This is a genomic window from Streptomyces sp. NPDC058701 (genome assembly GCF_042715295.1).
GTDB lineage: Bacteria > Actinomycetota > Actinomycetes > Streptomycetales > Streptomycetaceae > Streptomyces.
In genome coordinates, this window is the sequence record NZ_JBHXSY010000003.1 from 154,506 (window position 1) to 178,792 (window position 24,287).

24 protein-coding genes and 1 pseudogene are annotated in these 24,287 nt (G+C 74.0%); 10 read left to right on the forward strand and 15 right to left on the reverse strand.

The features are described 5' to 3' along the window. Positions 1-171: 171 nt before the first annotated feature. A pseudogene (locus ACFWW8_RS04215) lies at positions 172-768 on the forward strand (ATP-binding protein); the annotation flags it as partial. Positions 769-1,014: 246 nt separating this feature from the next. On the opposite strand, the gene ACFWW8_RS04220 reads toward ACFWW8_RS04215, so the two are convergent. Both ACFWW8_RS04220 and ACFWW8_RS04225 read right to left on the reverse strand, forming a co-directional pair. Beyond that, positions 1,015-2,283, reverse strand: a complete 1,269-nt coding sequence (locus ACFWW8_RS04220; protein WP_386523362.1) for an ROK family protein — start codon at positions 2,281-2,283, stop codon at positions 1,015-1,017. Between the two features lie 44 nt (positions 2,284-2,327). Further along, positions 2,328-2,981 carry an alpha-ketoglutarate-dependent dioxygenase AlkB family protein gene (locus tag ACFWW8_RS04225; RefSeq protein WP_386523365.1) on the reverse strand — a complete coding sequence of 218 codons (654 nt, stop codon included), beginning with the start codon at positions 2,979-2,981 and terminating at the stop codon, positions 2,328-2,330. A gap of 38 nt (positions 2,982-3,019) precedes the next feature. On the opposite strand from ACFWW8_RS04225, the gene ACFWW8_RS04230 reads away from it, so the two are divergent. The 3 genes from ACFWW8_RS04230 to ACFWW8_RS04240 all read left to right on the forward strand — a co-directional run bounded on the left by ACFWW8_RS04230 (position 3,020) and on the right by ACFWW8_RS04240 (position 4,857). After that, complete coding sequence (locus ACFWW8_RS04230; RefSeq protein ID WP_386523367.1) at positions 3,020-3,763, forward strand: maleylpyruvate isomerase family mycothiol-dependent enzyme; 744 nt, start codon at positions 3,020-3,022, stop codon at positions 3,761-3,763. 72 nt (positions 3,764-3,835) lie between these two features. Beyond that, entirely contained in the window at positions 3,836-4,087 is a 252-nt protein-coding gene (locus ACFWW8_RS04235; protein WP_386523369.1) for a DUF6332 family protein, read from the forward strand. A gap of 206 nt (positions 4,088-4,293) precedes the next feature. Then, positions 4,294-4,857 carry a hypothetical protein gene (locus tag ACFWW8_RS04240; RefSeq protein ID WP_386523372.1) on the forward strand — a complete coding sequence of 188 codons (564 nt, stop codon included), beginning with the start codon at positions 4,294-4,296 and terminating at the stop codon, positions 4,855-4,857. A 270-nt stretch (positions 4,858-5,127) separates the two neighbouring features. On the opposite strand, the gene ACFWW8_RS04245 is transcribed toward ACFWW8_RS04240, so the two are convergent. Then, the gene (locus ACFWW8_RS04245; protein ID WP_386523375.1) at positions 5,128-6,111 is read right to left on the reverse strand and encodes a spherulation-specific family 4 protein; all 984 of its coding nucleotides are present in this window, start codon (positions 6,109-6,111) and stop codon (positions 5,128-5,130) included. Between the two features lie 171 nt (positions 6,112-6,282). Then, positions 6,283-6,981 (reverse strand): TetR/AcrR family transcriptional regulator, encoded by a 699-nt coding sequence (locus ACFWW8_RS04250; RefSeq protein WP_386523378.1) that lies wholly within the window; start codon positions 6,979-6,981, stop codon positions 6,283-6,285. A gap of 175 nt (positions 6,982-7,156) precedes the next feature. Between ACFWW8_RS04250 and ACFWW8_RS04255 the strand changes: the two genes are divergently transcribed. After that, positions 7,157-7,615 (forward strand): nitroreductase/quinone reductase family protein, encoded by a 459-nt coding sequence (locus ACFWW8_RS04255; protein ID WP_386523380.1) that lies wholly within the window; start codon positions 7,157-7,159, stop codon positions 7,613-7,615. Between the two features lie 144 nt (positions 7,616-7,759). Here the strand turns inward: ACFWW8_RS04255 and ACFWW8_RS04260 are convergent, their stop codons facing one another. Next, positions 7,760-8,992: a geranylgeranyl reductase family protein gene (locus ACFWW8_RS04260; protein ID WP_386523709.1), complete on the reverse strand. Its 1,233-nt coding sequence runs from the start codon at positions 8,990-8,992 to the stop codon at positions 7,760-7,762. 256 nt (positions 8,993-9,248) lie between these two features. On the opposite strand from ACFWW8_RS04260, the gene ACFWW8_RS04265 reads away from it, so the two are divergent. After that, the gene (locus ACFWW8_RS04265) at positions 9,249-10,613 is read left to right on the forward strand and encodes a dipeptidase (protein WP_386523382.1); all 1,365 of its coding nucleotides are present in this window, start codon (positions 9,249-9,251) and stop codon (positions 10,611-10,613) included. Positions 10,614-10,799: 186 nt separating this feature from the next. Further along, on the forward strand, positions 10,800-11,498 hold the full coding sequence (locus ACFWW8_RS04270) for an MBL fold metallo-hydrolase (RefSeq protein ID WP_386523712.1): 699 nt from the start codon (positions 10,800-10,802) through the stop codon (positions 11,496-11,498). Positions 11,499-11,557: 59 nt separating this feature from the next. Here the strand turns inward: ACFWW8_RS04270 and ACFWW8_RS04275 are convergent, their stop codons facing one another. Continuing rightward, positions 11,558-12,595: an NUDIX domain-containing protein gene (locus tag ACFWW8_RS04275; protein WP_386523385.1), complete on the reverse strand. Its 1,038-nt coding sequence runs from the start codon at positions 12,593-12,595 to the stop codon at positions 11,558-11,560. A 186-nt stretch (positions 12,596-12,781) separates the two neighbouring features. Between ACFWW8_RS04275 and ACFWW8_RS04280 the strand changes: the two genes are divergently transcribed. Continuing rightward, positions 12,782-13,768, forward strand: coding sequence for a LacI family DNA-binding transcriptional regulator (locus ACFWW8_RS04280; RefSeq protein ID WP_386523715.1), 987 nt, complete (start codon positions 12,782-12,784; stop codon positions 13,766-13,768). A 249-nt stretch (positions 13,769-14,017) separates the two neighbouring features. Here ACFWW8_RS04280 and ACFWW8_RS04285 read toward each other — a convergent pair whose 3' ends face one another. From ACFWW8_RS04285 to ACFWW8_RS04305, 5 genes are all read right to left on the reverse strand, one after another. Next, positions 14,018-15,316, reverse strand: a complete 1,299-nt coding sequence (locus ACFWW8_RS04285; protein WP_386523388.1) for a DUF6986 family protein — start codon at positions 15,314-15,316, stop codon at positions 14,018-14,020. Positions 15,317-15,491: 175 nt separating this feature from the next. Beyond that, entirely contained in the window at positions 15,492-16,454 is a 963-nt protein-coding gene (locus tag ACFWW8_RS04290; protein WP_386523391.1) for an electron transfer flavoprotein subunit alpha/FixB family protein, read from the reverse strand. A gap of 91 nt (positions 16,455-16,545) precedes the next feature. Beyond that, positions 16,546-17,331: an electron transfer flavoprotein subunit beta/FixA family protein gene (locus ACFWW8_RS04295; RefSeq protein WP_351282220.1), complete on the reverse strand. Its 786-nt coding sequence runs from the start codon at positions 17,329-17,331 to the stop codon at positions 16,546-16,548. A gap of 200 nt (positions 17,332-17,531) precedes the next feature. Continuing rightward, on the reverse strand, positions 17,532-18,062 hold the full coding sequence (locus tag ACFWW8_RS04300) for a flavin reductase family protein (protein ID WP_386523394.1): 531 nt from the start codon (positions 18,060-18,062) through the stop codon (positions 17,532-17,534). Positions 18,063-18,303: 241 nt separating this feature from the next. Continuing rightward, on the reverse strand, positions 18,304-18,636 hold the full coding sequence (locus ACFWW8_RS04305; protein WP_386523718.1) for a thioredoxin family protein: 333 nt from the start codon (positions 18,634-18,636) through the stop codon (positions 18,304-18,306). Between the two features lie 294 nt (positions 18,637-18,930). Between ACFWW8_RS04305 and ACFWW8_RS04310 the strand changes: the two genes are divergently transcribed. Next, positions 18,931-19,653, forward strand: coding sequence for a lysophospholipid acyltransferase family protein (locus ACFWW8_RS04310; RefSeq protein ID WP_386523397.1), 723 nt, complete (start codon positions 18,931-18,933; stop codon positions 19,651-19,653). 233 nt (positions 19,654-19,886) lie between these two features. Here the strand turns inward: ACFWW8_RS04310 and ACFWW8_RS04315 are convergent, their stop codons facing one another. After that, a complete protein-coding gene (locus ACFWW8_RS04315) occupies positions 19,887-20,483 on the reverse strand; it encodes a CGNR zinc finger domain-containing protein (protein ID WP_386523400.1) in 597 nt (198 codons plus the stop codon). An 80-nt stretch (positions 20,484-20,563) separates the two neighbouring features. Between ACFWW8_RS04315 and ACFWW8_RS04320 the strand changes: the two genes are divergently transcribed. Beyond that, entirely contained in the window at positions 20,564-21,802 is a 1,239-nt protein-coding gene (locus ACFWW8_RS04320; protein ID WP_386523403.1) for an MFS transporter, read from the forward strand. Here ACFWW8_RS04320 and ACFWW8_RS04325 read toward each other — a convergent pair. The 3 genes from ACFWW8_RS04325 to ACFWW8_RS04335 all read right to left on the reverse strand — a co-directional run bounded on the left by ACFWW8_RS04325 (position 21,738) and on the right by ACFWW8_RS04335 (position 24,266). Continuing rightward, entirely contained in the window at positions 21,738-22,337 is a 600-nt protein-coding gene (locus ACFWW8_RS04325; RefSeq protein ID WP_386523406.1) for a transglutaminase domain-containing protein, read from the reverse strand. The genes ACFWW8_RS04320 and ACFWW8_RS04325 overlap by 65 nt on opposite strands. Positions 22,338-22,431: 94 nt before the next feature. Then, complete coding sequence (locus ACFWW8_RS04330; protein ID WP_386523409.1) at positions 22,432-23,526, reverse strand: threonine aldolase family protein; 1,095 nt, start codon at positions 23,524-23,526, stop codon at positions 22,432-22,434. Beyond that, entirely contained in the window at positions 23,505-24,266 is a 762-nt protein-coding gene (locus ACFWW8_RS04335) for an SDR family NAD(P)-dependent oxidoreductase (RefSeq protein WP_386523413.1), read from the reverse strand. The genes ACFWW8_RS04330 and ACFWW8_RS04335 overlap by 22 nt, the downstream gene beginning before the upstream one ends. Between the last annotated feature and the right edge of the window lie 21 nt (positions 24,267-24,287).

Sequence of the window (24,287 nt, forward strand, 5' to 3'; positions counted from 1 at the left end):
ACCCCCTGCTTTCGCAATGTACCCCCCTCACCTGCACAAACAGTCGCTTTGGGTTTCCATGCGCATCTCTTTCGGTCGCGTTCGGTTGCACTGCGGCGCACCGTGGGTGACCCTGGTGGAGCATTACCGAGGGTGCAGCACCCGTAACACTCATGTCGGGGAGTCGCAGCCGTGATCAGTCATTCCCGCAGGCACTGCGTCGTCGAACTGCAGGCCTTGCCGTGCCGGATCGGCCAGATCCGCAGAATCGTTTCTGCTCAGCTGCGCCACTGGCAGCTCGATCCGCTCATCGACCGGGCCGCGCTCGGCGTGACGGAACTGCTCAGCAACGTCCACCGCCACGCGCAGCCCGACAAGACCTGCACGGTCGAGATCGAGCTCCGCCTGGGGCGCCTCACCGTCTCGGTCATCGACGGCGATCCGCGACTCCCCGTGCTCCGGGAGGCGCGAGCGGAGGCGCTGGAGACCTGCGGACGCGGACTCGCGCTCGTGGCGGCGGTCAGCGAGGCCTGGGGCGCGCGGAACCGGTCCGACGGCTCCGGCAAGGTGGTCTGGTTCTCGCTGCGGGCGGCCCCTGCGCGGGCGGCGACGCCGACGCGCGCGGTGCGCATCGCGGCCAAGCCGGTACGAGAACCCGCCCGGACGGCGGTCGTCGCCGTGGAGCCCGGAACGCTTCCGGCGCCCCTGCCGGTGGCGGCGTCGGCTTCGCTCGCGGCGGCTCCGGCGTCGGCTTCGGCCGCGGCGGCTCCGGCTCCGATGTCGGTCGCGGCGGCTTCAGCTTCGGCTTCGGTCGCGGCGCCGTCCCCGGTTTCCCCGTCGGCCCCGGTCTCATCCGCCGTTTCCACGTCGGCCCCGGCCGGCCTCAGACCCGGCTGACTCCCGCCGCCGGATCCGTCCCGCCCCGCCCCGGCGTGCCCCGGGCGGAGCGACGGGCGCCCAGGGGGTGTCGTCACACTCGCTCCCGCCGTGCCCCCTCCAGGCGTACGGAACGAGCGTGACGACACTCCTGGGCGCTTAGGCCGCAGCGCCCAAGGCGCCCAGCGGGTCGTCCAGGACCGGCTGCCACGCCAGTTCCGCCGCGCCCACCAGGCTGTTGTGGTCCAGGGTGCACGGCAGGATCGGCACGCCCCCGCTGCGCCCCCACAGGCTGCGGTCCGCGACGACCGCGCGCAGCCGCTCCGGGTCGGCGTGCAGCAGCTCGCGGTGGAGCCCGCCCAGAATGATCCGGTCCGGGTTCAGGATGTTCACGAGGCCCGCGAGGCCCAGGCCCAGCCGGTCGATGAGCTCCTCGGCGGCCGCGCGCACCGCCGGCTCCGCGTACTCCTCCCGCAGCAGGTCGCGGGCCTGAGCCAGCAGGGACACCTCGGGGCCCGGAGTGCGGCCCGCCGCCGTGAGGAAGGCCAGCGGGTCCGCCTCCACGTCCAGGCAGCCCCGGCCGCCGCAGTGGCAGGCGCGCCCCTCCGGGTTCACGGTGAGGTGGCCGACCTCCAGGGCCAGGCCCGAACTCCCGCTGTGCAGGCGGCCGTCCAGGACCAGCGCTCCGCCGACCCCGCGGTGCCCGGTGGCCACGCACAACAGGTGCTGCGCGCTGCGCCCCGCGCCGTGCCGGTGCTCGGCCAGCGCCGCGAGGTTGACGTCGTTGCCGGTCAGGGCCGGGCCGTCGATCCCGGCCGCCTTCACGCACTGGGCGAAGATGGCCCGTACGGGAGACCCGGCGGGCCAGGCCAGGTGCAGCGGGTTCAGTGCCGTGCCCTCCGGCTCGGCCACCGCCGAGGGGACCGCGAGACCGGCGCCCACGCACCGGCGGCCGCTCTCCGCGAGCAGTGCGGCTCCCGCCGCCACCACCGCGCCGAGCACCTGCGCCGGATCCGCGGAGACGATCACCTTGCCGGGAGCGGTGGCCACGATCCGCCCGCCGAGGCCCACCAGGGCGGCCCGGAAGCCGTCCGAGTGCACCTGCGCGGCGAGTGCGACCGGGCCGTCCTCGGCCACCGACAGCCGGTGCGAGGGGCGCCCCTGGGTGCCGCCCGCGCCGCCGGGCCGGGAGTCGACGCGGATCAGCCCGAGCGCCTCCAGCTCCGCGGCGACCGCTCCGGCGGTGGCCCGGGTGACGCCGAGCTCGGCGGTGAGGACCGCCCGGGTCGGGGCGCGCCCGGTGTGGACGAGCTCCAGCGCGGGGCCGAGCGCGCCGCGGCCCCGCTCCAGCCTGGTCCGCGTGGCTGTGCCGGACGCGATTGGCGTGGTCGCGTCCCCCACCCGCGGCGGGGCCCCGTTGCCGTTCATGACAGCGATCCTCGCATGATCGGAGGGCCCCGGACGCCCGGTGATCACGCGAGCCCGCCGACCCGGAGGGTGATGTTGAGCCGCCCGGTGAGCCCGAGGCCTTGCGGGCCCGTACCCGGCAGGACCTTCGGCACCCCGTGGTAGGCCAGTCGGCTCGAACCGCCGAAGACGAACAGGTCGCCGCTGCACAGCTCGACGTCGCGGTACGGCCGTCCGCGCGAGGCGGTGTTCCCGAAACGGAAGACGCAGGTGTCGCCGAGGCTGAGGGAGACCACCGGCGCCGGGGACCGCTCCTCGGCGTCCCGGTGCATGCCCATCCGGGAGTCCCCGTCGTAGAAGTTGATCAGGGCGACGTCGTACGCCACCTCCTCCGCGGGGGGTGCGCCGTACGCCGCGGCCACGGCCTCCCGGCCGAGTGCGGCGAGCCGCTCCGGCATCGGCTTCACCGGGGCCCCGTCGCCGTCGACGGCGGTGTCGGCGTACCCGTACGGGTACCAGTGCAGGCCGAGGCACACCTGCCGGGCGGTCATCGTCCCGCCTCCGGGCGTGCGTACGGTGCGCAGCCCGGCGGGCGGCCGGGCCCAGCCGCGGCACGCCTCCAGCAGCTCCCGCTGGTGCGCGGCGCCGAGCCAGTCGGGGACGTGCACGGCGCCGGGGGCGATGACGGTCCGCTCGCGCGGGAAGAGTTCGCCGTCCATACCCCCATTGTCGCGAACGGGCTGGAAGACTCGCCCGCATGGAGATCAACGCTTACCTGAAGGCCCTGGAGCGGGAGGGCCGGCTCGTGGCCGACCTGGCGGAACGGGCGGGCACGGACGCCCCGGTACCCACCTGCCCCGGGTGGCGGGTCGGCGATCTGCTCCGGCACACCGGCTCCGTCCACCGCTGGGCGACCGGCTACGTCGGGGAGGCGCGGCTGGAGCCGGTGCCGCTCACGGAGCCGCCGGAACCGGCCGGGACGGAGCTGATCGGCTGGTACCGCGAAGGACACGCGACGCTGGTGCGGACGCTCACCGGGGCCCCGGCCGACGTGCAGTGCTGGACGTTCCTGCCGACGGCCGCCCCCTCGCCGCTGGCCTTCTGGGCGCGGCGGCAGGCCCACGAGACCGCCGTGCACCGGATGGACGCGGAGGCGGTGCTCGGACTGCCGTTCTCGGCGGTGGAGCCGGAGTTCGCGGAGGACGGGGTGGACGAGCTGCTGACCGGCTTCCACGCGCGGCCGCGCAGCAGGGTGCGGACCGCGGAACCGCGGGTGCTGCGGGTGCGCGCCACCGACACGGCCGCGGTGTGGACCGTACGGCTGTCGCCGGAGCCGGCCCGTACGGTGCGCGACGCGGTGGACGGGGCGGCCGACTGCGAGGTGTCCGGGACGGCGGCCTGGCTCTACGCGGCCCTGTGGAACCGGCTTCCGCTCTCGGGCCCGGGGGTGACCGGGGACGCGGCGCTGGCGCGGCTGTGGACGGAGGCGTCCGGCATCTGAACGGGCGGTACGGGGCATCGGGGCGGGGACGGCACCCTGGTGGCAGCGGGGTCGGGCTGTGACACTGCCCGCATGGATCGACGTACGCAGAGGGACCGGGACGCGATCACGATCGAGATCGGCTACGCCCTGGTCAGCGCCTGTTTCGCCGCCGCCCTCACTTTCGGCGCGGTGTACGGGGCCGCCCCCGCGTTCTCCCTGTCCCCCGCGGCGCACCGCGGACTGGAGCTCGCGGGCACGATCCTGGCGGCGGCGGTCTTCGCGCTCCGCGTCACGCACGTCCTGTGGCGCTTCGCCCGGCGCCCGGAGAACGACGGCCGCTAGGCGTCTCTTTCGGACCCGGCACGATCCGAAAGAGACGGCCCAGGGTGGCGGACGCGGCCACAGCCGGGGGTGCTCGGCGTTCGACCGGGTGGCTCCGCGCAGGCGCCCGGGCCGGTGGCGGGGGTCAGACGCCGGTGTACCTCTCCTGCGGCCGCATGCGGGCGTTCGGTAAGGTCGGCCTCCCACATGATCATGGGGGTAAGTCGATGTTCCTTTCCACTGCGCGCGGTGCTGCCGTGCTCGTCGCCGCGCTGGCGGCCCTGTCCGTCTCCTGCAGCGCGGACCCGGCCGAGCAGTCGCGCGCCGACGCGCCGGTCTCGGCCTCGGCCTCGGCCTCGGCCTCGGCCTCGGTCTCGGCCTCGCCGTCGGTCGCGGAGTCGCCTTCGGTGTCCGCGTCGGCGTCCGCGTCCGGTCGGCCGGAGGCGTCCGCGACCGGCGGGGCCGCGGACCGCATCACCGCTCCGGCCGAGAAGGTCCGCGACGCCTTCGCCGGCCTCCAGGCCACGCTGAACGACTCGTGCACGCCCGGGAACTGCGCCTACTTCCTCGGCCGGGTCCACGAGGAACTCCACCGGATGGACCGCGCGATGAAGGCCGACCCGAAGGGGGCCGGGCACTTCCCCGAGCCGATCGCCCTGATCGCGAAGCTCGATGCGGAGCTCGGCGACGACCGCACCTTCGAGAACCTGAAGAAGCACGAGACGCTTCTGGTCGGCACCCGCGACAAGATCAACACCTGGATGCAGGGCCACCCCGACGACTACCGCTGACGGACCCGGGGCTCGGGCGCCTCGCGGGCGCCTCCCGGGCGGCGACTCGGGGGGCGCCGGTACGCCCTCCGCCCTCAACCGGCACCCCGGCGGCCGCCGGCACGGCTGGTTCACCGTCCGCGTCCGCGCCGACTCGCTGCGGCGGCTCGGGCTGCGTCCCGAGCGGCCCTCCAGCGAACCCACCGGACCGCCCCCGCCCGGCTGGTGGCCCTTCGCCGCCGAGCGCGGCGCGCGAGGCCCTTCGGGGCTCCTTCACGGAGCGGGCCGGGCTCAGCCGAGGGCGGCCGCGTACGCGGTCTGTGACCGGTACTTCCAGTCCGGTCCCGCGTTCCACGGGTTGGGCATTCCGGCGCCGGTCGCGTACGCGTAGCCCGCGCCGCGGTCGAAGGCCGTGCGCAGCGCGGACTCCATGGCCGCCGAGTCCGGGACCCCGTGGACCAGGTGCCAGAACGCCGTTCCGCTCGGGTCGAGTTCGGTGCCGGCGCGGTAGCCGCTGAGGTGGTTGTAGACGTTGCCGCCGAGCCAGCCGCCGGCGATGTACGCCGCGTACGTGTCCTCGTACGTGACGAAGACGTCCGCGGTACGGCGCTCCGGCTCCAGGTAGCAGTCGGCGATGGCCGTGCCGGGGTTGTTGACCACGAGGTCCGGGACGGCCGGGTCAACGGCGTGCAGAGTGTCCTGAACGTAGCGGCGGAGCTCCGCGTAGTGGTCGCGGATCGCGTTGTCCGGGCCGCACTCGCGGCTGACGACGTCGAAGAAGATGCCGTCGACGTGGAGCCGGCCGTCGGGGGTCTTCAGGTAGTTGTCGACGGACGCTTTGACGGCGGCGATGTCACGGTTGCCGTGGTCGGTGTGGACGTAGCCGAGCACCTTCGTCCGCTCGCCGGTCGTGGTGGTGCCGCCGCGCAGGGCGTCGGCGCGGGCCCGCCAGGGGGCGTCGAACGGGGAGTCGCCGTTGCCCGGGTTGAGGACCACCACGGAGACGGCCGGGCCGGTGGCGGTGAGGTCCGCCAGCATGGGATCGTTGGCCCAGACGTACGCCGGGACCGCGATCTCCAGGCCCCGCACGCCGGGCACCCGGGGCGTCGGCGGGGCCGCGGGGGTCGGGGCGGGCCGCACGTCGGGGTCCCCCGCGTCCACCACCGTCTCGGGCTCGGCGCCTCCGGTCCGCGCGCACCCGGTGACGGCGGGAGCTGCCACGGTGAACACGAGGGCGGCCAGCACGGCGGAGAGTGCCTTCACGGCGCGGGGCATGGCTGTTCCTCCGGCGGCGACGGCGAGGGGGCGACCCGAGGAACACTAGACGGGCGGTCCTTGGCGCACGGCCGAACCGCCCGCATTCATATGAGGAACAGAAGAGCGATCTGTCGCCTCATCATGTGAATCTCCACGAGGTCGGCCCGGGGTGCCGACCTCACCCCGCCGTCAGACCGCGGTCAGCCCTACCGCGTGCGCCAGCTGGTCCGCGGCGTGCGCGAAGAAGGTCTCCCGATCCTCGACCACCCGGTTGAACTGGCCGAACAGCTCGAAGGAAACGAGCCCGACCAGCTGCGCCCAGGCGGCCACCAGCGCGGCCGTGACCTCCGGGGGCAGGCCCTCGGCGAAGTCCGCGGTCATCCGGTCCGCTTCGGGGCGCAGGGTGGCCGGCAGGGGCGGCAGGGCGAGGCCCCGGCCGCCATGGGCGGCGCGAAGGACCCCTATGAAGGCGTTCGCGACCCGGGAGGCAGGGCCGACGGTGTCCACGGGCGCGCTGTAGCCGGGGACCGGGGAACCGTAGATGAGCGCGTACTCGTGCGGGTGCGCGAGGGCCCAGACGCGGACGGCCCCGCAGATGGCGACCCACCGGGCACGGGGCGGGGAGCCGGCGGCGAGGGCGCGGGCGTCCGCGTCCTCGGCGGCGGCTCCGATGCTGTCGTACGCGTCGATGATCAGCGCGGTCAGCAGGTCGTCACGGCTGGGGAAGTAGCGGTACAGGGCGGACGAGACCATGCCCAGCTCGCGGGCGACGGCGCGCAGCGAGAGTTTGGCGGCGCCTTCGGCCGCGAGCATGCGGCGCGCCTCGCCCTTGATGGCGGCGGTGACCTCGATACGGGCCCGTTCCCTGGCTCCTCGCACGGTGCTCATGCCGGTCAGTGTGCCAGGTGCGCAGAGCGCTGCTCGACATGCGGATCAACGCTCCATGACGTGAGCGTTGCTCTCTTTCGAGAGCACCGCTCTTGCTTGTGTCCGGCGATCCGTGCACACTGAGGTCAGGCGAGAGCAGTGCTCTCGCATTGCCGCATCGGCCCCGGAGGTCATCGTGAACGCGCCCACCCCGTACTACGTCCAGGCCGGCCCGCTCGCCACCCGCTTCAACGCGCTCTTCGGGAAGCTCGCCCGCTTCGGCATCAGCGTCGCCGGCACCGCCGAACTCTCCGTCCGCGGCCGAACGTCCGGCCAGATGCAGCGGATTCCGGTGAACCCGCACACGTACGAGGGCGCCCAGTACCTGGTGTCGGCCCGCGGCCACTCGCAGTGGGTCCGCAACATGCGGGCGGCCGGCGGCGGTGAGCTCCGCGTCGGGCGCACGGTGCGGAGCTTCACGGTCACCGAAGTCACCGACCCCGTGCAGCAGGGCGCCGTACTGCGCGCCTACCTGGAGAAGTGGGGCTGGGAGGTGGGCCGGTTCTTCCAGGGCGTCACGGCCACGTCCACCGACGCGGAACTCCAGGCCACCGCGGGTGACCACCCGGTCTTCCGGATCACGATGACCCGCTGAGCCGTGGCGGCACCCGCCTTCGGCGCGGGACGCCACCCGCCACCCGTCGCCCGGGCGGGGGACGGGACGGGGCGGCGGGGCTGGCCCCCTCCCCCGCGCCCCCGCCCCCGCCCCCGCCCCTTCATCCGCCCCGATCGCGCCGGGCTAGCCGCGGCCACCGCCCGGCTTCCGGGCCGCCTGGCGTGCGTCCAGCGCGTGGAGGCCCTTGCGGGCCAGCGGGGACGTGCGTACGAGGTCGGCCAGGGTGGTCGAACCCCGGGTGATCCGGGCGAACGCCCGCCACGCCGGGCGCAGCCCGGTGATCGCCGCGTGCAACAGCCCCGGCCGGGACTCGAAGAGGGTCAGCATCCGCTTGCCGATCTCCATTTCCACGCCCAGCCCGGCCTTCACCGCGAAGGCGTAGTTCAGGGCCTGGCGGCGCGCGTCCACGGCGTCCTGCGACTCGGAGATCTTGACCGCCCACTCCCCCGCCAGCCGCCCCGACCGCAGCGCGAAGGAGATTCCCTCGCGCGTCCACGGCTCCAGCAGACCGGCCGCGTCGCCCGCCACCAGCACCCGGCCCCGCGACAGCGGTGATTCGGGGGTACGGCAACGGGTGAGGTGCCCGGAGGAGACGGCCGGTTCGAAGCCGGCCAGGCCGAGCCGCGCGATGAAGTCGTCCAGGTACCGCTTGGTCGCCGCGCCCTCGCCCTTCGCCGAGATGACGCCCACGGTCAGGGTGTCGCCCTTGGGGAAGACCCAGCCGTAACTGCCCGGCAGCGGGCCCCAGTCGATCAGGACCCGCCCCTGCCAGTCCTCCGCGACGGAGTCGGGTACGGGGATCTCCGCCTCAAGACCGAGGTCCACCTGGCCCATCTCGACCCCGACGTGCGCGCCGATCCGGCTCGCGCTGCCGTCTGCGCCGACCACGGCCCGCGCCAGCACGGTCTCCCCGTCGGCGAGCACCACGGCGACGGTGCGCCGGTCGGGCACGGCCGTCCCGTGCTGTTCAACCCGGGACACGGCGGTCCCCGTGCGGACGGTGGCCCCCGCCTTCTCCGCCTCGGCGACCAGGCCGGCGTCGAACTCCGGCCGGTTGATGAGGCCGAAGAGCATCTGCTTCGATCGCCGCGTCCGGGCCAGCTTCCCGTTCATCGAGAAGGTGACCGCGTGGATGCGGTCCTTGAGGGGAAGGACGAAGCCCGGCGGCAGGGCGTCGCGGGACGGTCCGATGATGCCGCCGCCGCAGGTCTTGTAGCGGGGCAGTTCCGCCTTCTCCAGCAGCAGGACGCGCCGCCCCGCCGTGGCCGCCGCGTACGCGGCCGACGAACCGGCCGGTCCCGCGCCGACCACGACCACGTCCCACACCTCGCCGGTCTCCCCACTGTCCCCGGCCACCTCGTCGCCCGCCCCCTGCGCGACCTCTCCTGCGCCTGCGCCTGCGTCTGCGTCGCGTACGTCGTCGCTGCTCACGATGTGCTGCTGCTCCTGATCACCCGGTTGCTCCGATGCCGGGGAAATCCTACGGCGAGAGTCGCCCTCGCCCTGCTGTGCGAGGATCGGGACTGTCTTTCGCCGTACCCGGCATACGCACACCACGCGGATGCGGGCGGCGCACACGTTGAACAACGTCGCACCCACGAGGAGCGTGCCCATGTCCCAGAATCCGATCGCCGAGACCATCGCCTCGCTGATGCCCCGCGCCAAGCGGGAGCTGACCGAGCTGGTGGCCTTCCAGTCGGTGGCGGACTGGGCGCAGTTCCCCAAGAGCGAGAGCGAGGCCGCCGCGAACTGGGTCGCCGACGCGCTGCGCGTCGAGGGCTTCCAGGACGTGGCGCTGCTCGACACCCCCGACGGCACCCAGTCGGTGTACGGCTTCCTGCCCGGCCCCGCGGGCGCGCCGACCGTCCTGCTGTACGCGCACTACGACGTGCAGCCGCCGCTGGACGACGCCGCCTGGATCTCTCCGGCCTTCGAGCTGACCGAGCGCGACGGCCGCTGGTACGGGCGCGGCTCGGCCGACTGCAAGGGCGGGTTCATCATGCACCTGCTCGCGCTGCGCGCCCTGAAGGCCAACGGCGGCGTGCCGGTGGCGGTGAAGGTCATCGTCGAGGGCTCGGAGGAGCAGGGCACGGGCGGCCTGCAGCAGTACGCCGAGGCGCACCCGGAGCTGCTGACCGCCGACACGATCGTCATCGGCGACGCGGGCAACTTCCGGCTCGGCCTGCCGACCGTGACGGCCACCCTGCGCGGGATGACCCTGCTCAAGGTGAAGATCGACACCCTGGGCGGCAACCTCCACTCCGGCATGTTCGGCGGCGCCGCCCCCGACGCGCTGGCCGCCCTGATCCGGCTGCTCGACTCGCTGCGCGCCGCCGACGGTTCGACCACGGTGGACGGGCTGGCCTCGGACGCGGTGTGGGAGGGCCTGCAGTACCCGGAAGAGGACTTCCGCGCCGACGCGCGGGTGCTGGACGGGGTCGGTCTGATCGGCGAGGGCACGGTCGCGGACCGCCTGTGGGCGCGCCCGGCGGTCACCGTGCTGGGCATCGACTGCCCGCCGGTGGTGGGCGCGACGCCGTCGGTGCACGCGAGCGCGGGTGCGCTGATCAGCCTGCGCGTGCCGCCGGGCGTGGACACCGCGGAGGCGATCAAGCTGCTGGAGGCGCACCTCGTGGCGCACACCCCGTGGCGGGCGCGGCTGGAGCTGGAGGTCGTCGGTCAGGGGCAGCCGTTCCAGGCGGACACCACCAGCCCGGCGTACGCGTCGATGGCGGCGGCCATGCGGGTCGCGTACCCCGACCAGGAGATGCAGGTCAGTGGCATGGGCGGGTCGATCCCGCTGTGCAACACGCTGACGTCGCTCTACCCGGAGGCCGAGATGCTGCTGATCGGCCTGAGCGAGCCCGAGGCGCAGATCCACGCCGTCAACGAGAGCGTGTCGCCGCAGGAGCTGGAGCGTCTGTCTGTGGCGGAGGCCCTGTTCCTCGTCAACTACGCCGAGTCCAAGCGCGTGTGACCCCGAGCGGGGCGCCCGGGTCCGCGCGGCCGAGGCGTTGGCCCGGCCGGTGCCTTTCGTCCCGGCCCGTGCCGGTCGCCGGGCCGGTGCCGTTCGCCCGGGTCGGGCTGCGCCCAGGGCGTACTCCGCTCCCGGCGAAGTCCCGTGGCCCCGGGCGGTCAGGGCTCGTACGTTCGACGTATGGATATGGATCTCGTCGAGGTACTCCCGAACCGGCTCCACATGTTCCGCTTCCCGATCGGCCAGGCCTACCTCTGGCAGGACGGCGAGGCGCTCACCCTGATCGACGCGGGCAACCGCGGGTCGGCCGCCCCGATCGAGGCGGCCGTACGCTCCCTGGGGCTCTCGCCCGAGCGGCTGGAGCGCATCGTCCTCACCCACTGCCACCGGGACCACGTCGGGGCGGCCGGTGAACTCGCCGCCCGCTGGGGCGCCCGGGTGCTCGCCCACCGCCTGGACGCGCCGGTGATCCGCGGCGAACTGCCCGTACCCGAACCGGTGCTGCTGGACTGGGAGATACCCCTGTACGCCCACGGTCTGACCGTTCCCGAGGCCCCGCCCACCGCCGTGGACGGGGAGCTGGAGGACGGCGACGAGCTGGGCTTCGGGGACGGGGCGTACGTCGTGCACGCCCCCGGCCACACCGACGGCAGCATCGGCGTGCACCTGCCGCGTCACGGCGTGCTCTTCACCGGGGACTGCGTCGCCGCCGTCGGCCCGGTGATGCTGGGGGTGTTCAACGTGGACCGGGCCCGGGCCGTCGACTCCTTCCGCCGGCTCGCCGCGCTCGCCCCGTCGACGGCCTGCTTCGGCCACGGGGACCCCCTCACGGCGGACACCGCGGCGGCGCTCGCCAAGGCCGCGGCCGACACCCCGGCGGGCTGACCGCCCGGGGCCGGGGCCCGAGCCCGGGCCGTGCCACGTCCCGGCCCGGGTCCCGCGGCTCAGCCGACCGGGACGCCCGCCTCCAGGTAGAGGGGCCTGCCGCGCTCGCGGGCGCGCAGGGCCCAGCGCAGCCGTTCGTGGCGGTACGGCGGGAGCATGTCGGCGGCCTCGTCCTCCGTGACGAAGCGCCAGGCGCGCAGTTCGGGTCCGGGCAGCCGGAGCCGGGCCGCGTCGTCGGCCCCGATCCGGCCGCCGTCGAAGAGCAGCCGCAGCCCGCCGTAGCCCGGCGGCCGCGGGGACTCCCAGTCCACGACGAGCAGCCCCGGCAACCGGTCCAGTACGAGGCCGAGTTCCTCGGCGACCTCCCGCACGCCCGCGCGGGCCGGAGCCTCGCCGGGCTCGACCACCCCGCCGGGGAACTCCCAGCCCGCCTTGTAGGTCGGGTCCACCAGCAGCACCCGGTCCTGCTCGTCGAAGAGCAGGACCCCGGCGGCCACCGTCTCGCGGCTCGGCTCCGGGGTCTGGACGATGTCGCAGACGGGGGCGGCCTCCGTGCGGACGGCCTCGGCGATCCGCTCGGCGGTCTCGCGCACGCTCAGGGTGCCGTTGTCGAGGACGTGGGCGTCGGCGGTGAGCCAGCCCAGCGCCTGCTGATAGGCCGGAATGTGGTCGTACGCCCACTGGCGGACCCTCAAGTCCACGTCCTGGGGGGCACCCGGCTCCTCCCGCGTCTCGATCCGCTGTCGCAGGATCGTTTCCGCAGGGGCGAGCAGCACGTGCCGCACCGGAATCCGGCGCGCTGCCAGCCCTCCGAATATCTCGTCCCGATAGTCCTGCCTGAGCAGCGTCATCGGGACGACGAGCACCCCGCCCAGCTCCGCGAGCATCGCCGCGGCGGTGTCCACCACCAGCCGGCGCCAGCTGGGCAGGTCCTGGTAGTCGGAGACCTCCGCCAGCCGCTTGCGGGGCAGGAGCACGCGCAGGGCGTCCCCGATGAACTCCGGGTCGAACAGGGTGCCGTCCGGCAGGATTCCGGTCAGTTCGCGGGCCGTGCTGGTCTTTCCGGCGCCGAAGGTGCCGTTGATCCAGACAATCACGTCTACCCCTCTCCCCATGGCTCGTCCGGAGCCCCCAGTGGCTTGCCCGCACCACCCTGCCACGGAAACCTCACTCTCGGCCGAGTGCTTATCCTCGAGGTCACAGCCCTGCCCGAAAGCTCCGGAGGATTCCCCACCGTGCCCCACAGCCGCCCGACCGAGCCCCGCTACGGCAACCGGCCGACCATGAAGGACGTGGCGGCCCGGGCGGGGGTGGGCCTGAAGACGGTGTCCCGCGTGGTCAACGGCGAGCCCGGGGTCACCCCGGACACGGAGAAGCGGGTCCACGAGGCCATCGAAGCCCTCGGGTTCCGCCGGAACGACAGCGCGCGCGTGCTGCGCAAGGGCCGGACCGCGACCGTGGGCCTGGTCCTGGAGGACCTCGCCGACCCGTTCTACGGTCCCCTGAACCGTGCGGTGGAGGAGGTGGCCCGCGCGCACGGCGCGCTGCTCATCAACGGTTCCAGCGCCGAGGACCCGGACCGGGAACGGGAGTTGGCGCTCGCGCTGTGCGCCCGCCGGGTGGACGGGCTGATCGTGATCCCGGCCGGGGACGACCACCGCTACCTGGAACCGGAGATGCGCGCCGGCGTGGCCACGGTGTTCGTGGACCGCCCGGCGGGACGGATCGACGCGGACGTGGTCCTCTCCGACAACTTCGGCGGCGCCCGGGACGGGGTCGCCCACCTGATCGCCGCAGGGCACCGCCGCATCGGCTTCGTCGGCGACCACCCCCACATCCACACCGCCACCGAGCGCCTGCGCGGCTACCGCACCGCCATGGGGGCCGCGGGACTGCCGGTGGCCGAATCGTGGGTGTCGCTCGGCTCCACCGACCCGGACCGGGTGTCGGCCACCGCGGCCGGGATGCTGGCCGGGCCCGGGCCGGTGACCGCCTTCTTCGCGGGGAACAACCGGGTAACGGTCACGCTCGTACGGGTGCTGGCCGCCGAGGCCCGCCCGGTGGCACTCGTCGGCTTCGACGACTTCGAACTCGCCGACCTGCTGCGCCCCGGCATCACGGTGGTCGCGCAGGACGCGGCGGCCCTGGGCCGGGTGGCCACGGACCGCCTCTTCCAGCGCCTGGCGGGTGCGCACCTGCCCCCGGTCCGGCTCGAACTCCCGACCCGTCTCGTGCCCCGCGGGTCGGGCGAGATCCCTCCCGCCGGCTGACGGCCCGGCGCAGGCCGCCGGCGGCGAGCCCGGCGAGCAGGACCACGGCGGCGTGCAGCGTGCGAACGGCGGATCGGTCCGCGGCGGCGGTGGTGTGGTCAGGCACCCCGGTTCCGGCGCCGATTCCAGCGCCGATTCCGGCCGCGGGACCGGCCCGGGGCCGCGCGGACGGAACGGACCGGGGCGGACGGGAGGGTACGCCCGCGGGGCCCGGCCGGGGTCGTCCGGCCGGGCCCCGCGGCAGGCCGGTCAGTTGCCGGCGGTCAGCGTCGCCGAGCGGCGCGGGATGGCGAAGGCGTCCAGCTCCGCGCGGGTGAGGCCGGTCAGGGCGGTGACCTCCTCGGCGCCGACGGCGCCGCAGTCGAGGCCGCGGACCAGGTAGCCGGCCAGGGCCTTGGCGGTGGCGGGCTCGTCCATCACGTCGCCCTCGATCTTGGCGACGTACGCCTTCAGGCGCGCGGCGGCGGCGTCGAGGCCCTCGCGGTAGAAGGTGAAGACGGCCGCGTAGCGGGTGGGCAGGTGCGCGGGGTGCATGTCCCAGCCCTGGTAGTACGCGCGGGCAAGGGCGCGCCGGGTGAGGCCGTAGTGCAGCTTCCACGCCTCGTGGACGTGCTCGGTGGTGCCGATCGGCAGGACGTTCGTCGAGCCGTCGGAGACGCGTACGCCGGTCCCGGCGGCCGCGACCTGCATGATCGCCTTCGCGTGGTCGGCGGCGGGGTGATCGCTCGACTGGTAGGCGGCGGAGACTCCGACGCAGGCGCTGTAGTCGAAGGTGCCGTAGTGCAGGCCGGTGGCCCGGCCCTTGGCGGCCTCGATCATGCGGGCGACGGTGGCGGTGCCGTCGGAGGCCACGATGGACTGGCTGGTCTCGATCTGGATCTCGAAGCCGATCCGGCCCGGGCGCAGGCCGCGGGCGGACTCGAAGGCCTCCAGCAGCTTGACGAAGGCGCTGACCTGCTCGGCGTACGTGACCTTCGGGAGGGTCAGGACGAGGCCGTCGGGCAGGCCGCCGTTGGCGAGCAGGCCGGAGAGGAAGATGTCCGTGGTCCGGATGCCGCGGTCGCGGACGTTGGACTCCATGCACTTCATGCGGATGCCCATGTACGGGGCGTTGGTGCCGTTGGAGAACGCCTCGGAGACCAGGCGGGCGGCGCGGGCCGCGGCCTGGTCCTCCTCCTCGTCGGGGCGGACGCCGAAGCCGTCCTCGAAGTCGACGCGGAGGTCCTCGACGGGCTCGCGCAGGAGCTTGGCGCGGACGCGGTCGTAGACCGGTACGGCCAGTTCGTCCGGGATGCCGAGCACCTTCGCGAAGGTGGCGGCGTCCGGCGCGTGCTCGTCCAGGGCGGCGAGGGCCTGGTCGCCCCAGGAGCGGATGGTGTCGGCGGCGAAGACGTCACCGGGGACGTAGACCGTGTGGACGGGCTGGCGGGTGCCGGGGTCGCCCGGGTAGTGGCGCGCGAGTTCCGCGTCCACCGGCGCGAGGGAAGCGCTGATGCCCTCGCTGACCGCGCCTGCGAGGCTCGTCGCCACCTTCTCCTGCTGACCCATCGTGCACTCTCCTCTTTTCCGCTTCACGGAATCTTAGATCCGCATAGCAGAATTTAGTCACGGGGTTCCGCTCCGTCAATGGTCCCCCGGCCGTCCTGGACAAACGACTCGGGGCCGCGCGGTGAGAATCACCACACGGCCCCGGAGAAGTGGAGCGGAGAAAGAGAGCCGCAGGTCAGCCCTTGCGGGCCTGGATCTCTTCGGTCAGCTGCGGGACGACCGCGAAGAGGTCGCCGACCACGCCGTAGTCGACCAGGTCGAAGATCGGGGCCTCGGCGTCCTTGTTGACGGCCACGATGGTCTTCGAGGTCTGCATGCCGGCCCGGTGCTGGATCGCGCCCGAGATGCCGGAAGCGATGTACAGCTGCGGGGAGACCGACTTGCCGGTCTGGCCGACCTGGTTGGAGTGCGGGTACCAGCCGGCGTCGACGGCGGCGCGCGAGGCGCCGACCGCGGCACCGAGGGAGTCGGCGAGGGCCTCGATGATGCCGAAGTTCTCGGCACCGTTGACGCCGCGGCCGCCGGAGACCACGATCGCGGCCTCGGTCAGCTCCGGGCGGCCGGTGGACTCGCGCGGGGTGCGGCCCGTGACCTTGGTGCCGGTGGCCAGGGCGCCGAAGGTGACGGCGAGCGCCTCGACGGTGCCGGCGGCCGGGGCGGCCTCGACCGGGGCCGAGTTCGGCTTCACGGTGATGACCGGGGTGCCCTTGGACACGCGGGACTTGGTGGTGAACGACGCGGCGAAGGCGGCCTGCGTGGCGACGGGGCCGTTGTCGCCGGCCTCCAGGTCCACGGCGTCGGTGATGATGCCGGAGCCGATGCGCACCGCGAGGCGGGCGGCAATCTCCTTGCCCTCGGCGGAGGACGGGACGAGCACGGCGACCGGGGAGACGGCGTCGTACGCGGCCTGGAGCGCGTCCACCTTCGGCACGACGAGGTACTCGGTGAACTCGGGGGCGTCGGCGGTGAGGACCTTGACCGCGCCGTGCTCGGCGAGCACCGCGGCGGTGGCGTCCGCACCGGCGCCCAGGGCGACGGCGACGGGCTCGCCGAGGCGGCGGGCCAGCGTCAGCAGCTCGAGGGTGGGCTTGCGGACGGCACCGTCCACGTGGTCGACGTAGACGAGAACTTCAGCCATGGGACTGCTCTCCTGCGATTGCGAAGTGTCTGGGGGCTAAGAGGGGGTGGCCGAAGGCCCCCGAAGGGGTTCCGGCCGGCCAGGCTGGGCCTTAGATGAACTTCTGCTCCGCAAGGAAGCCGGCCAGCTGCTTGCCGCCCTCGCCCTCGTCCTTGACGATCGTGCCGGCGGTACGGGCCGGGCGCTGCGCCGCGGAGTCGACCGCGGTCCAGGAGCCCTCCAGGCCGACCTCGTCGGCCTCGATCTCCAGCTCCTCCAGGTCCCAGGACTCGACCGGCTTCTTCTTGGCGGCCATGATGCCCTTGAAGGACGGGTAGCGGGCCTCGCCCGACTGGTCCGTCACCGAGACGAGCGCGGGGAGGGAGGCCTCCAGGGTCTCGCTCGCGGTGTCGCCGTCGCGGCGGCCGGTCACGGTGCCGCCCTCGACCTTGACCTCGGAGAGCAGGGTGACCTGCGGGACGCCCAGGCGCTCGGCCAGGATCGCCGGGAGGACGCCCATGGTGCCGTCGGTCGAGGCCATGCCCGTGATGACCAGGTCGTAGCCGGCCTTCTCGATCGCCTTGGCGAGCACCAGCGAGGTGCCCATGACGTCGGTGCCGTGCAGGTCGTCGTCCTCGACGTGGATGGCCTTGTCGGCGCCCATGGACAGCGCCTTGCGCAGCGCGTCCTTGGCGTCCTCGGGGCCCACCGTCAGAACGGTGATCTCGGCATCGTCGGCCTCGTCGGCGATCTGCAGCGCCTGCTCGACGGCGTACTCGTCGAGCTCCGACAGCAGGCCGTCGACGTCGTCACGGTTGACGGTCAAGTCCTCGGTGAACTGCCGGTCGCCGGTGGCGTCGGGCACGTACTTCACACAGACAACGATCCTCAGGCTCACGCCGGCTCTCCTACCGCATCGTCTTTTCTGGTACCGCCTTGTGCAGGCAGCATAGGCGCCTTGTCGGGCGGATCCCGGTCGGGGCGGCCCGCGCTCCGAAGGGAATGTTACTCGTCAGTACACCGTGGGTCCCCCCAAGCCGCAAGGCCGGTGAACTGTGATCTGGCCAACGCCGCCCGACCCGCCCCAACAGGGACGATTCAGTCGCGCAACGCGTTGAAGCGTCCCTGGTGATAGAGCAGGGGCCGCCCTTCGCCGGCCGGGTCCCCGGCCACCGCCTCCGCGATGATCACCCGGTGCGCCCCCGCGGGCACCCGCGCCACCACCCGGCACACCAGCCACGCCAGCACCCCGTCCAGCACGGGAACCCCGTGCGGCCCCTGCGCCCAGCCCGTCTCCGGACCGAAGCGGTCCGCTCCGCTACGGGCGAACAGACCGGCCAGGTCACTCTGGTGTTCGCCCAGTATGTGGACGCCGAGGTACTCGCTGTCGCGGACCGCGGGCCAGCTGGAGGCCCCCGTGCCGATCGTGAACGAGAGCAGCGGCGGATCGGCCGACACGGAGTTGAGCGAGGTGGCGGTGAACCCGACGGGCCGCCCGCCGTCCTGTGCGGTGATCACGGCGACTCCGGCCGCGTGCTGCCGGAACACGGAGCGGAGCAGGTCGGGGGAGCCGGGCAGGCCCGTACCGGTTCGGGGCGACGGGACCGTGGGAGCGGTGGGAGCGGTCATCGGGTCTCTTCCTTCTGCCACGGGCGGGGCGGGCGCTGGTCTGGGGTCGGGGCCGGGGGCGCTCAGCGGCCCGGACAGCGCGCGCTCGCGTAGCGGACGAGGTCCACGTGGACCCGTCCGAAGAGCAGGAGTTCATACCGCATCCCACCAGCGTGGCGATGTCCCGTGTACACAGTCAAGCGGGATCCGTCAGATGTCGGGCGCGTCACGCTGCGTGCGGGCGCGCGCACCGGCGCGCCGGTCACGCGACCGCGGCGCCGAGCGCGGCGATCACGTCGGCCTTGCGGGGCATCCCGGCCGCGCGGCGGACGACCGTGCCCGCCGCGTCCAGGACCAGTACGGTCGGGGTCTTCTCGATGCCGAGGGCCCGGACCAGGTCGAGCCGTTCCTCGGCGTCGATCTCGATGTGGGCGACCCCCGGGACCATCTCCGCGACCGCGGCGAGGATCCTGCGGGTGGCCCGGCAGGGCTGGCAGAAGGCGCTGGAGAACTGCACCAGGCTGGCCCGCTCCCCCAGCGGCGCGCCCAGCTCGGCGGCGCCCAGCCGGGCCCGGACGGGCCCGCCCGCGGGCACCCCGGCGCCTTGGCCGTCCGCGCCCGCGGGCACCCCGCCGTCCTGGTGTGCGAGCACCCCGCGCTCCCGTCGCCGCCCGTGTCCGCGTACGCCGTCGACGTACGCTCGTCCGATGATCGCAGCGCCCGGCCGACCCGCGACATTCCCGGCGTGACGAGAATCTCCCCAGGTAGCGGGCTCTGGGCTGGTCAGCAGCCCGCGTTTGGGGCACGATCCCCCATGGCCGCGTAACCTACGCTGCCGTAACTTCCGGCCGGGAGCACCTCCCCAGGCAGAAAGCGGGGTCTCCGCACCATGGCTGAGTTCGTCTACCCTCCGGTGATCGGCGCGGCGCACGGGCTGTTCCGCGCGCTCGACATCCGCATCGACATGAAGGGCACCGAGAACATCCCGCGCACGGGCGGGGCCGTCCTCGTGTCGAACCACATCGGCTACCTCGACTTCATCTTCGCCGGCCTGACGGCACGGCCGCAGAAGCGCCTGGTCCGCTTCATGGCGAAGGAGTCGGTGTTCCGGCACAAGGTGTCCGGCCCGCTGATGCGCGCGATGAAGCACATCCCGGTGGACCGCAAGCAGGGCGAGACCGCCTACGCGCACGCGCTGGACTCGCTGCGCTCCGGCGAGATCATCGGAGTGTTCCCGGAGGCCACGATCTCCGAGTCCTTCACGCTCAAGAGCTTCAAGTCGGGCGCGGCGCGCATGGCGCAGGAGGCCGGCGTCCCGCTGATCCCGGTGGCGCTGTGGGGCACCCAGCGTCTGTGGACCAAGGGGCGGCCGAAGAGTCTCAAGCGCAGCCACATCCCCGTGACGATGCGGGTGGGCGAGCCGATGGACGCTCCCGCCGACCAGTACGCCGGGGCGATCACGCGCCGGGTGCGCGACCGGGTGCAGGAGCTGCTGGAAGCCGCGCAGCACGCCTACCCGGCCCAGCCGAAGGACCCCTCGGACTCCTGGTGGCTCCCGGCCCACCTCGGCGGCACCGCTCCGACGGCCGCGCAGGTGCGCGAGGCGGGCTGACCCGCCCTCGGGAACGACGGCCGCACGGGCCCCGGGGGCTCGTGGTGACCCCGCCGGGCCCCGTGGGGTCCGCCCCCGACCCCGTGACGGGGCCCTGAGGCCCTGAGCCCGAAGGCCCCGAAGGTCCTGGAAGCAGCCGCACCCGCCCCCGCCCCCGCCGTGGAGCCTCCGGTCGCGCCCCGGCGGGGGGCGGGCCCCCGGCCCCCGTACCGCACGCTCGGCGCGCCCCCGGTTCAGCGGTCGGCGCCCGCCCGGCCGGCGGGACGGGCCGCCCCCGCGGAGCCCTCGCGCCTGCGGCGGCGGTGCGCCGCGACACGGACCCGGGTGGCGCACGTCGCCGAGCAGTAGCGGCGGGCGCTGCCCGGACCCGGGCCCAGGAAGAACCGCCCGCACCCCCCGGCCGCGCACGCGCCCCAGATGACGCGGCCGTACTCGCCCAGCAGCTGCGCCAGGACGAGTGCCCCCGACGCCAGGAACCAGTCGCCCCAGCCCGCCCCCTCCCCCCGGTCGACGTGCAGGTGCCAGGGGTGGCCGCCGTGCCGGGTGAGCCGCGGCCTGGCGCCACACTCCTCGAAGAGCGCGTTCAGCGCCCCCGCGACACGGTCCTCGTCCGTCTCCGCGAGAACCGCCCCCATCCGCCGGGCCGCCGCGCGCAGTTCGGCGGCGGCCGCCTCCGGGAACGCCTCCCCGGTCAGGTCGGCCGGGCGCTCCCCGTGCGCGGCGAGCAGCCGGGCGAGTTCCGTGCGGGGCAGCTCCGGGGCGGCCCGGACCGCGTCGGCGATGTCGATCAGCCGCCGGGCCGCCGGGAACCCCCCTCTGGACTCCGTCATGGCCGCGTCCTTTCCCCGTACACCCGCATGACGTAACGTCTTGCGCGGCTATCACGTTACATCGTGCAGGGGGGGCCGGGATGGGCGGGTTCGGGCGGTACCTGGCGGCGGCACTGGCTGCGCGGTTCGCCTCGGAGGGCATGGGCATGGCCGTGGTCCTACTCGCCCTGGAGCGCACGGGGAGCGCCTCGTACGGGGCGTTCGTCCTGACGGCCTGGCTGGCCCCGCACGTACTGGCCGCCCCGCTCGCCGGGATCCTCGCGGCCCGGACCGGCCGGCCGCGGCTGTTCTACCCGGGCGCGCTGGCGGGGTTCACGGCGGCCGTGGCCGCCCTGGCGGTGCTGCTGGGGCGGGTCCCGATGCCGGTGGTGCTCGTCGTGGCCGTGCTCGGCGGCACCTGCGGCCCGATGGTCACCGGCGGGCTGTCGAGCCTGGTGTCGGGGCTGGCTCCGACGGGATCGGCCCGCGACCGGGCGTACTCCTGGGACGCCTCCACGTACAACGCGGCCGCGGTCACGGCCCCGGCGCTCGTCGGCCTGGTCTCCGCACTCGGCTCGGCCGGACCGGCCATGGCCCTCCTGGCGGCGTCGGGCGCGGCGGCCGCCGCCCTGGCCGCGACCCTCCCGTACGGGGACCCGGGCGCGGGCGCGGTCCCCGGGCCGACCCGGGCCGGGCTGGGTGCGGGTCTGGCGGCCCTGTGGCGGGTGCGCGAGCTGCGGGCCGTCACCTCGGCGACGACGCTGGCCTTCGTCGGGATCGGCTCGCTGACCACCACCGCGGTGCTGCTGGCCACCGCCCTCGGCCGCCCGGGCGCGGGCGGCGTGCTGATGACGGCGTTCGCGCTGGGCGCGCTGGGCGGTTCGCTGACCCTGGGGCGCCTCACGTCGGTGGATCCGGGCCGGCTGGTGCGGTGGTCGCTGGCCGCTACGGGGGTGGCGCTCGCCGTTGCCGCCTTCACGCCGTCCGTGGCCGTCACGGCGGTGCTGTTCGCGGTGGCCGGGGTGTGCGACGGGCCGGTGCTGACGGCCACGCTGCGGATCCGCTCGGAGTACGCGCCGGACGCCGTACGGACCCAGGTGTTCACCCTGGGCGCCGGGCTCAAGCTGACGGCCGCGTCGGCCGGGGCGGCCCTGGTGGGCTTCGCGGCGGCCGCGCCCGCGTGGACGCTGATGACCGGGATCGCCTGCTTCCAGCTCGCGGCGGCCGTACTGCACGCCCTGGCGTCGCCGCGGCGGCCCCCGTCGGCTGCCGCGGCTACAGGGCCGTCGGCAGGTTCCGCCACAGCTCGGGCCGGTCGGCGGACTCCTGGAGGGCCGTGAGGACGGCCGGGTGCGGGGCGGCGTACAGCTCGGGGTAGTCGACGTCGCCGCGCTCCGGGTGGACCGGGAAGGCCAGCCGTTCCCCGTCGAGGCTGAACCGCGCGTCCACCCCGGGCTTGTTCCCGCGCGGGTCCTGGCGGGACCAGTGCGGGCTGCCGGGCAGCCGGAGGGCGATCAGGCCGTGGACCAGGTGGTTCGCGCCGTCCTCGTCGCCGAGGCGCTGGTAGCACAGGGCCGTCGGGATGCCTCGGGCCCGCAGCAGGGCGGCCAGGGCGTGGGCCTTGGCATGGCAGATGCCGTTGCGCGTGGCGAGGACGTCGGAGGCCCGCCAGGCGACGCGCGGGTCGCCGGAGTCCGCCGAGTGGGGGATGACGTCGCGGACGAACGCGAAGGCGGCGGCCGCGTACGCGGGGAGGTCGCCCGTGGCGTCCCAGAGGGCGTCGGCGGTTTCACGGACGAGCGCGTGGCCGTGGTCGATCGCGTCGTCGGCCGGCAGATAGGCGGACAGGTCGGCCTGCTCCTGGATCAGTTCCATGATCCAGGAGCATACCTATACGCGATCACGCATGACTATCGACTTTACCCAGGGCCGAGGGCTGCAGAGGGCCGAGGGCAGAGGCCCAGGGCCGTCAGCGGGCCAGCTCTTCCTTCAGCGCCTGGAGGAAGCCGTCTACGTCCTCTTCCTGGGTGTCGAAGCCGCACATCCAGCGGACGTCGCCCGCCCCCTCGTCCCAGAAGTAGAAGCGGTAACGCTTCTGCAGACGCAGCGAGACCTCATGCGGCAGCCGCGCGAACACCGCGTTCGCCTGCACCGGGTAGAGGATCTCCACGCCGTCCGCCTCGCGCACGCCGGCGGCGAGCCGCTGCGCCATCGCGTTGGCGTGCCGGGCGTTGCGCAGCCACAGGTCCTTGGCGAGGAGCGCCTCCAGCTGCACCGACACGAACCGCATCTTGGACGCGAGCTGCATCGACATCTTGCGGATGTGCTTCATCTGCCGGACCGCGTCGGGGTTGAGCACCACGACGGCTTCGCCGAACATCATGCCGTTCTTGGTGCCGCCGTAGGACAGCACGTCCACACCCACGGTGTTGGTGAAGGTGCGCATCGGCACGTCGAGCGAGGCCGCGGCGTTGGCTATCCGGGCCCCGTCCAGGTGGACCTTCATGCCCATGCCGTGCGCGTGCTCGCAGATCGCCCGGATCTCGTCCGGGGTGTAGACCGTGCCCAGCTCGGTGTTCTGGGTGATCGACACGACCTGCGGCATCGCCCGGTGCTCGTCCTCCCAGCCCCAGGCCTGCCGGTCGATCAGCTCGGGTGTGAGCTTGCCGTCCGGGGTCGGGACCGTGAGCAGCTTGAGGCCGGCCATCCGCTCCGGTGCGCCGCCCTCGTCCACGTTGATGTGGGCGCTCTCGGCGCACACCACGGCGCCCCAGCGGTCGGTCAGGGCCTGGAGGGCCGTGACGTTGGCGCCGGTGCCGTTGAAGACCGGGTAGGCCTGCGCGTACGGGCCGAAGTGACTGCGGAAGATCTTCTGCAGGTGCTCGGTGTACTCGTCCTCGCCGTAGGCGACCTGATGGCCGCCGTTGGCGAGCGCGACGGCCTCCAGGATCTCCGGATGCACTCCCGCGTAGTTGTCGCTCGCGAAACCGCGCACCGCCGGGTCGTGGTGCCGGCGGGCGTCGGTCCGCGCGGTCGCGGTCCTCACGGTTGCGGGGTGAGCCACAGACGCTGTCCGTTCACATCGGGTGCGGGCCGGTCCCAGACGCCGGCGATGGCCTCGGCCAGCTCCTTGACGTCCGTGAAGCCCGCGAACTTCGCATTCGGTCGCTCGGCGCGCATCGCGTCGTGCACCAGTGCCTTGATGACCAGGATCGCAGCCGCTGCGCCCGGGCCGTTCTCGCCCCCCGCCTTGCGGAAGGAGTCGGCCATCGCCAGCGTCCACGCCTCGGCGGCCGCCTTGCCCGCGTTGTACGCGGCGTTGTTGGCGACCGGCTTGTGCGCGCCGGACTGGCTGACCAGGACGTACCGGCCGCGTTCGCTGCGCAGCAGGCCGTCGTGGAAGGCGAGCGAGGTGTGCTGGACCGTGCGGATCAGGAGCTTCTCCAGGAAGTCCCAGTCCGCGAGGTCGGTCTCGGTGAAGGAGGAGCTCCCGCGCCAGCCGCCCACGAGGTGGACGACCCCGTCGACGTGGCCGAACTCCTTCTCGGTCTGCTCGGCCCAGGCCTTGGTGGCGGCCAGGTCGAGCAGGTCCACGGTGTCGCCGGTGATGGTGGCGCCGCCGTGGGCGTAGCGGGCCGCGTCCACCGCCTCCGCGAGTCGCGCCGCGTCGGCGTCGGATGCCACGACCACCGCGCCCGCCTCGGCGAGGCGGAGCAGGGCGGCGCGGCCCGCGGGCCCTCCGGCCCCGGCCACCGCCACCACCGCGCCGTGCAGGTTTCCGTTGCCGTTCCGGGAGCCGTTCATCTGTGCAGCCTCCTGTGGGCG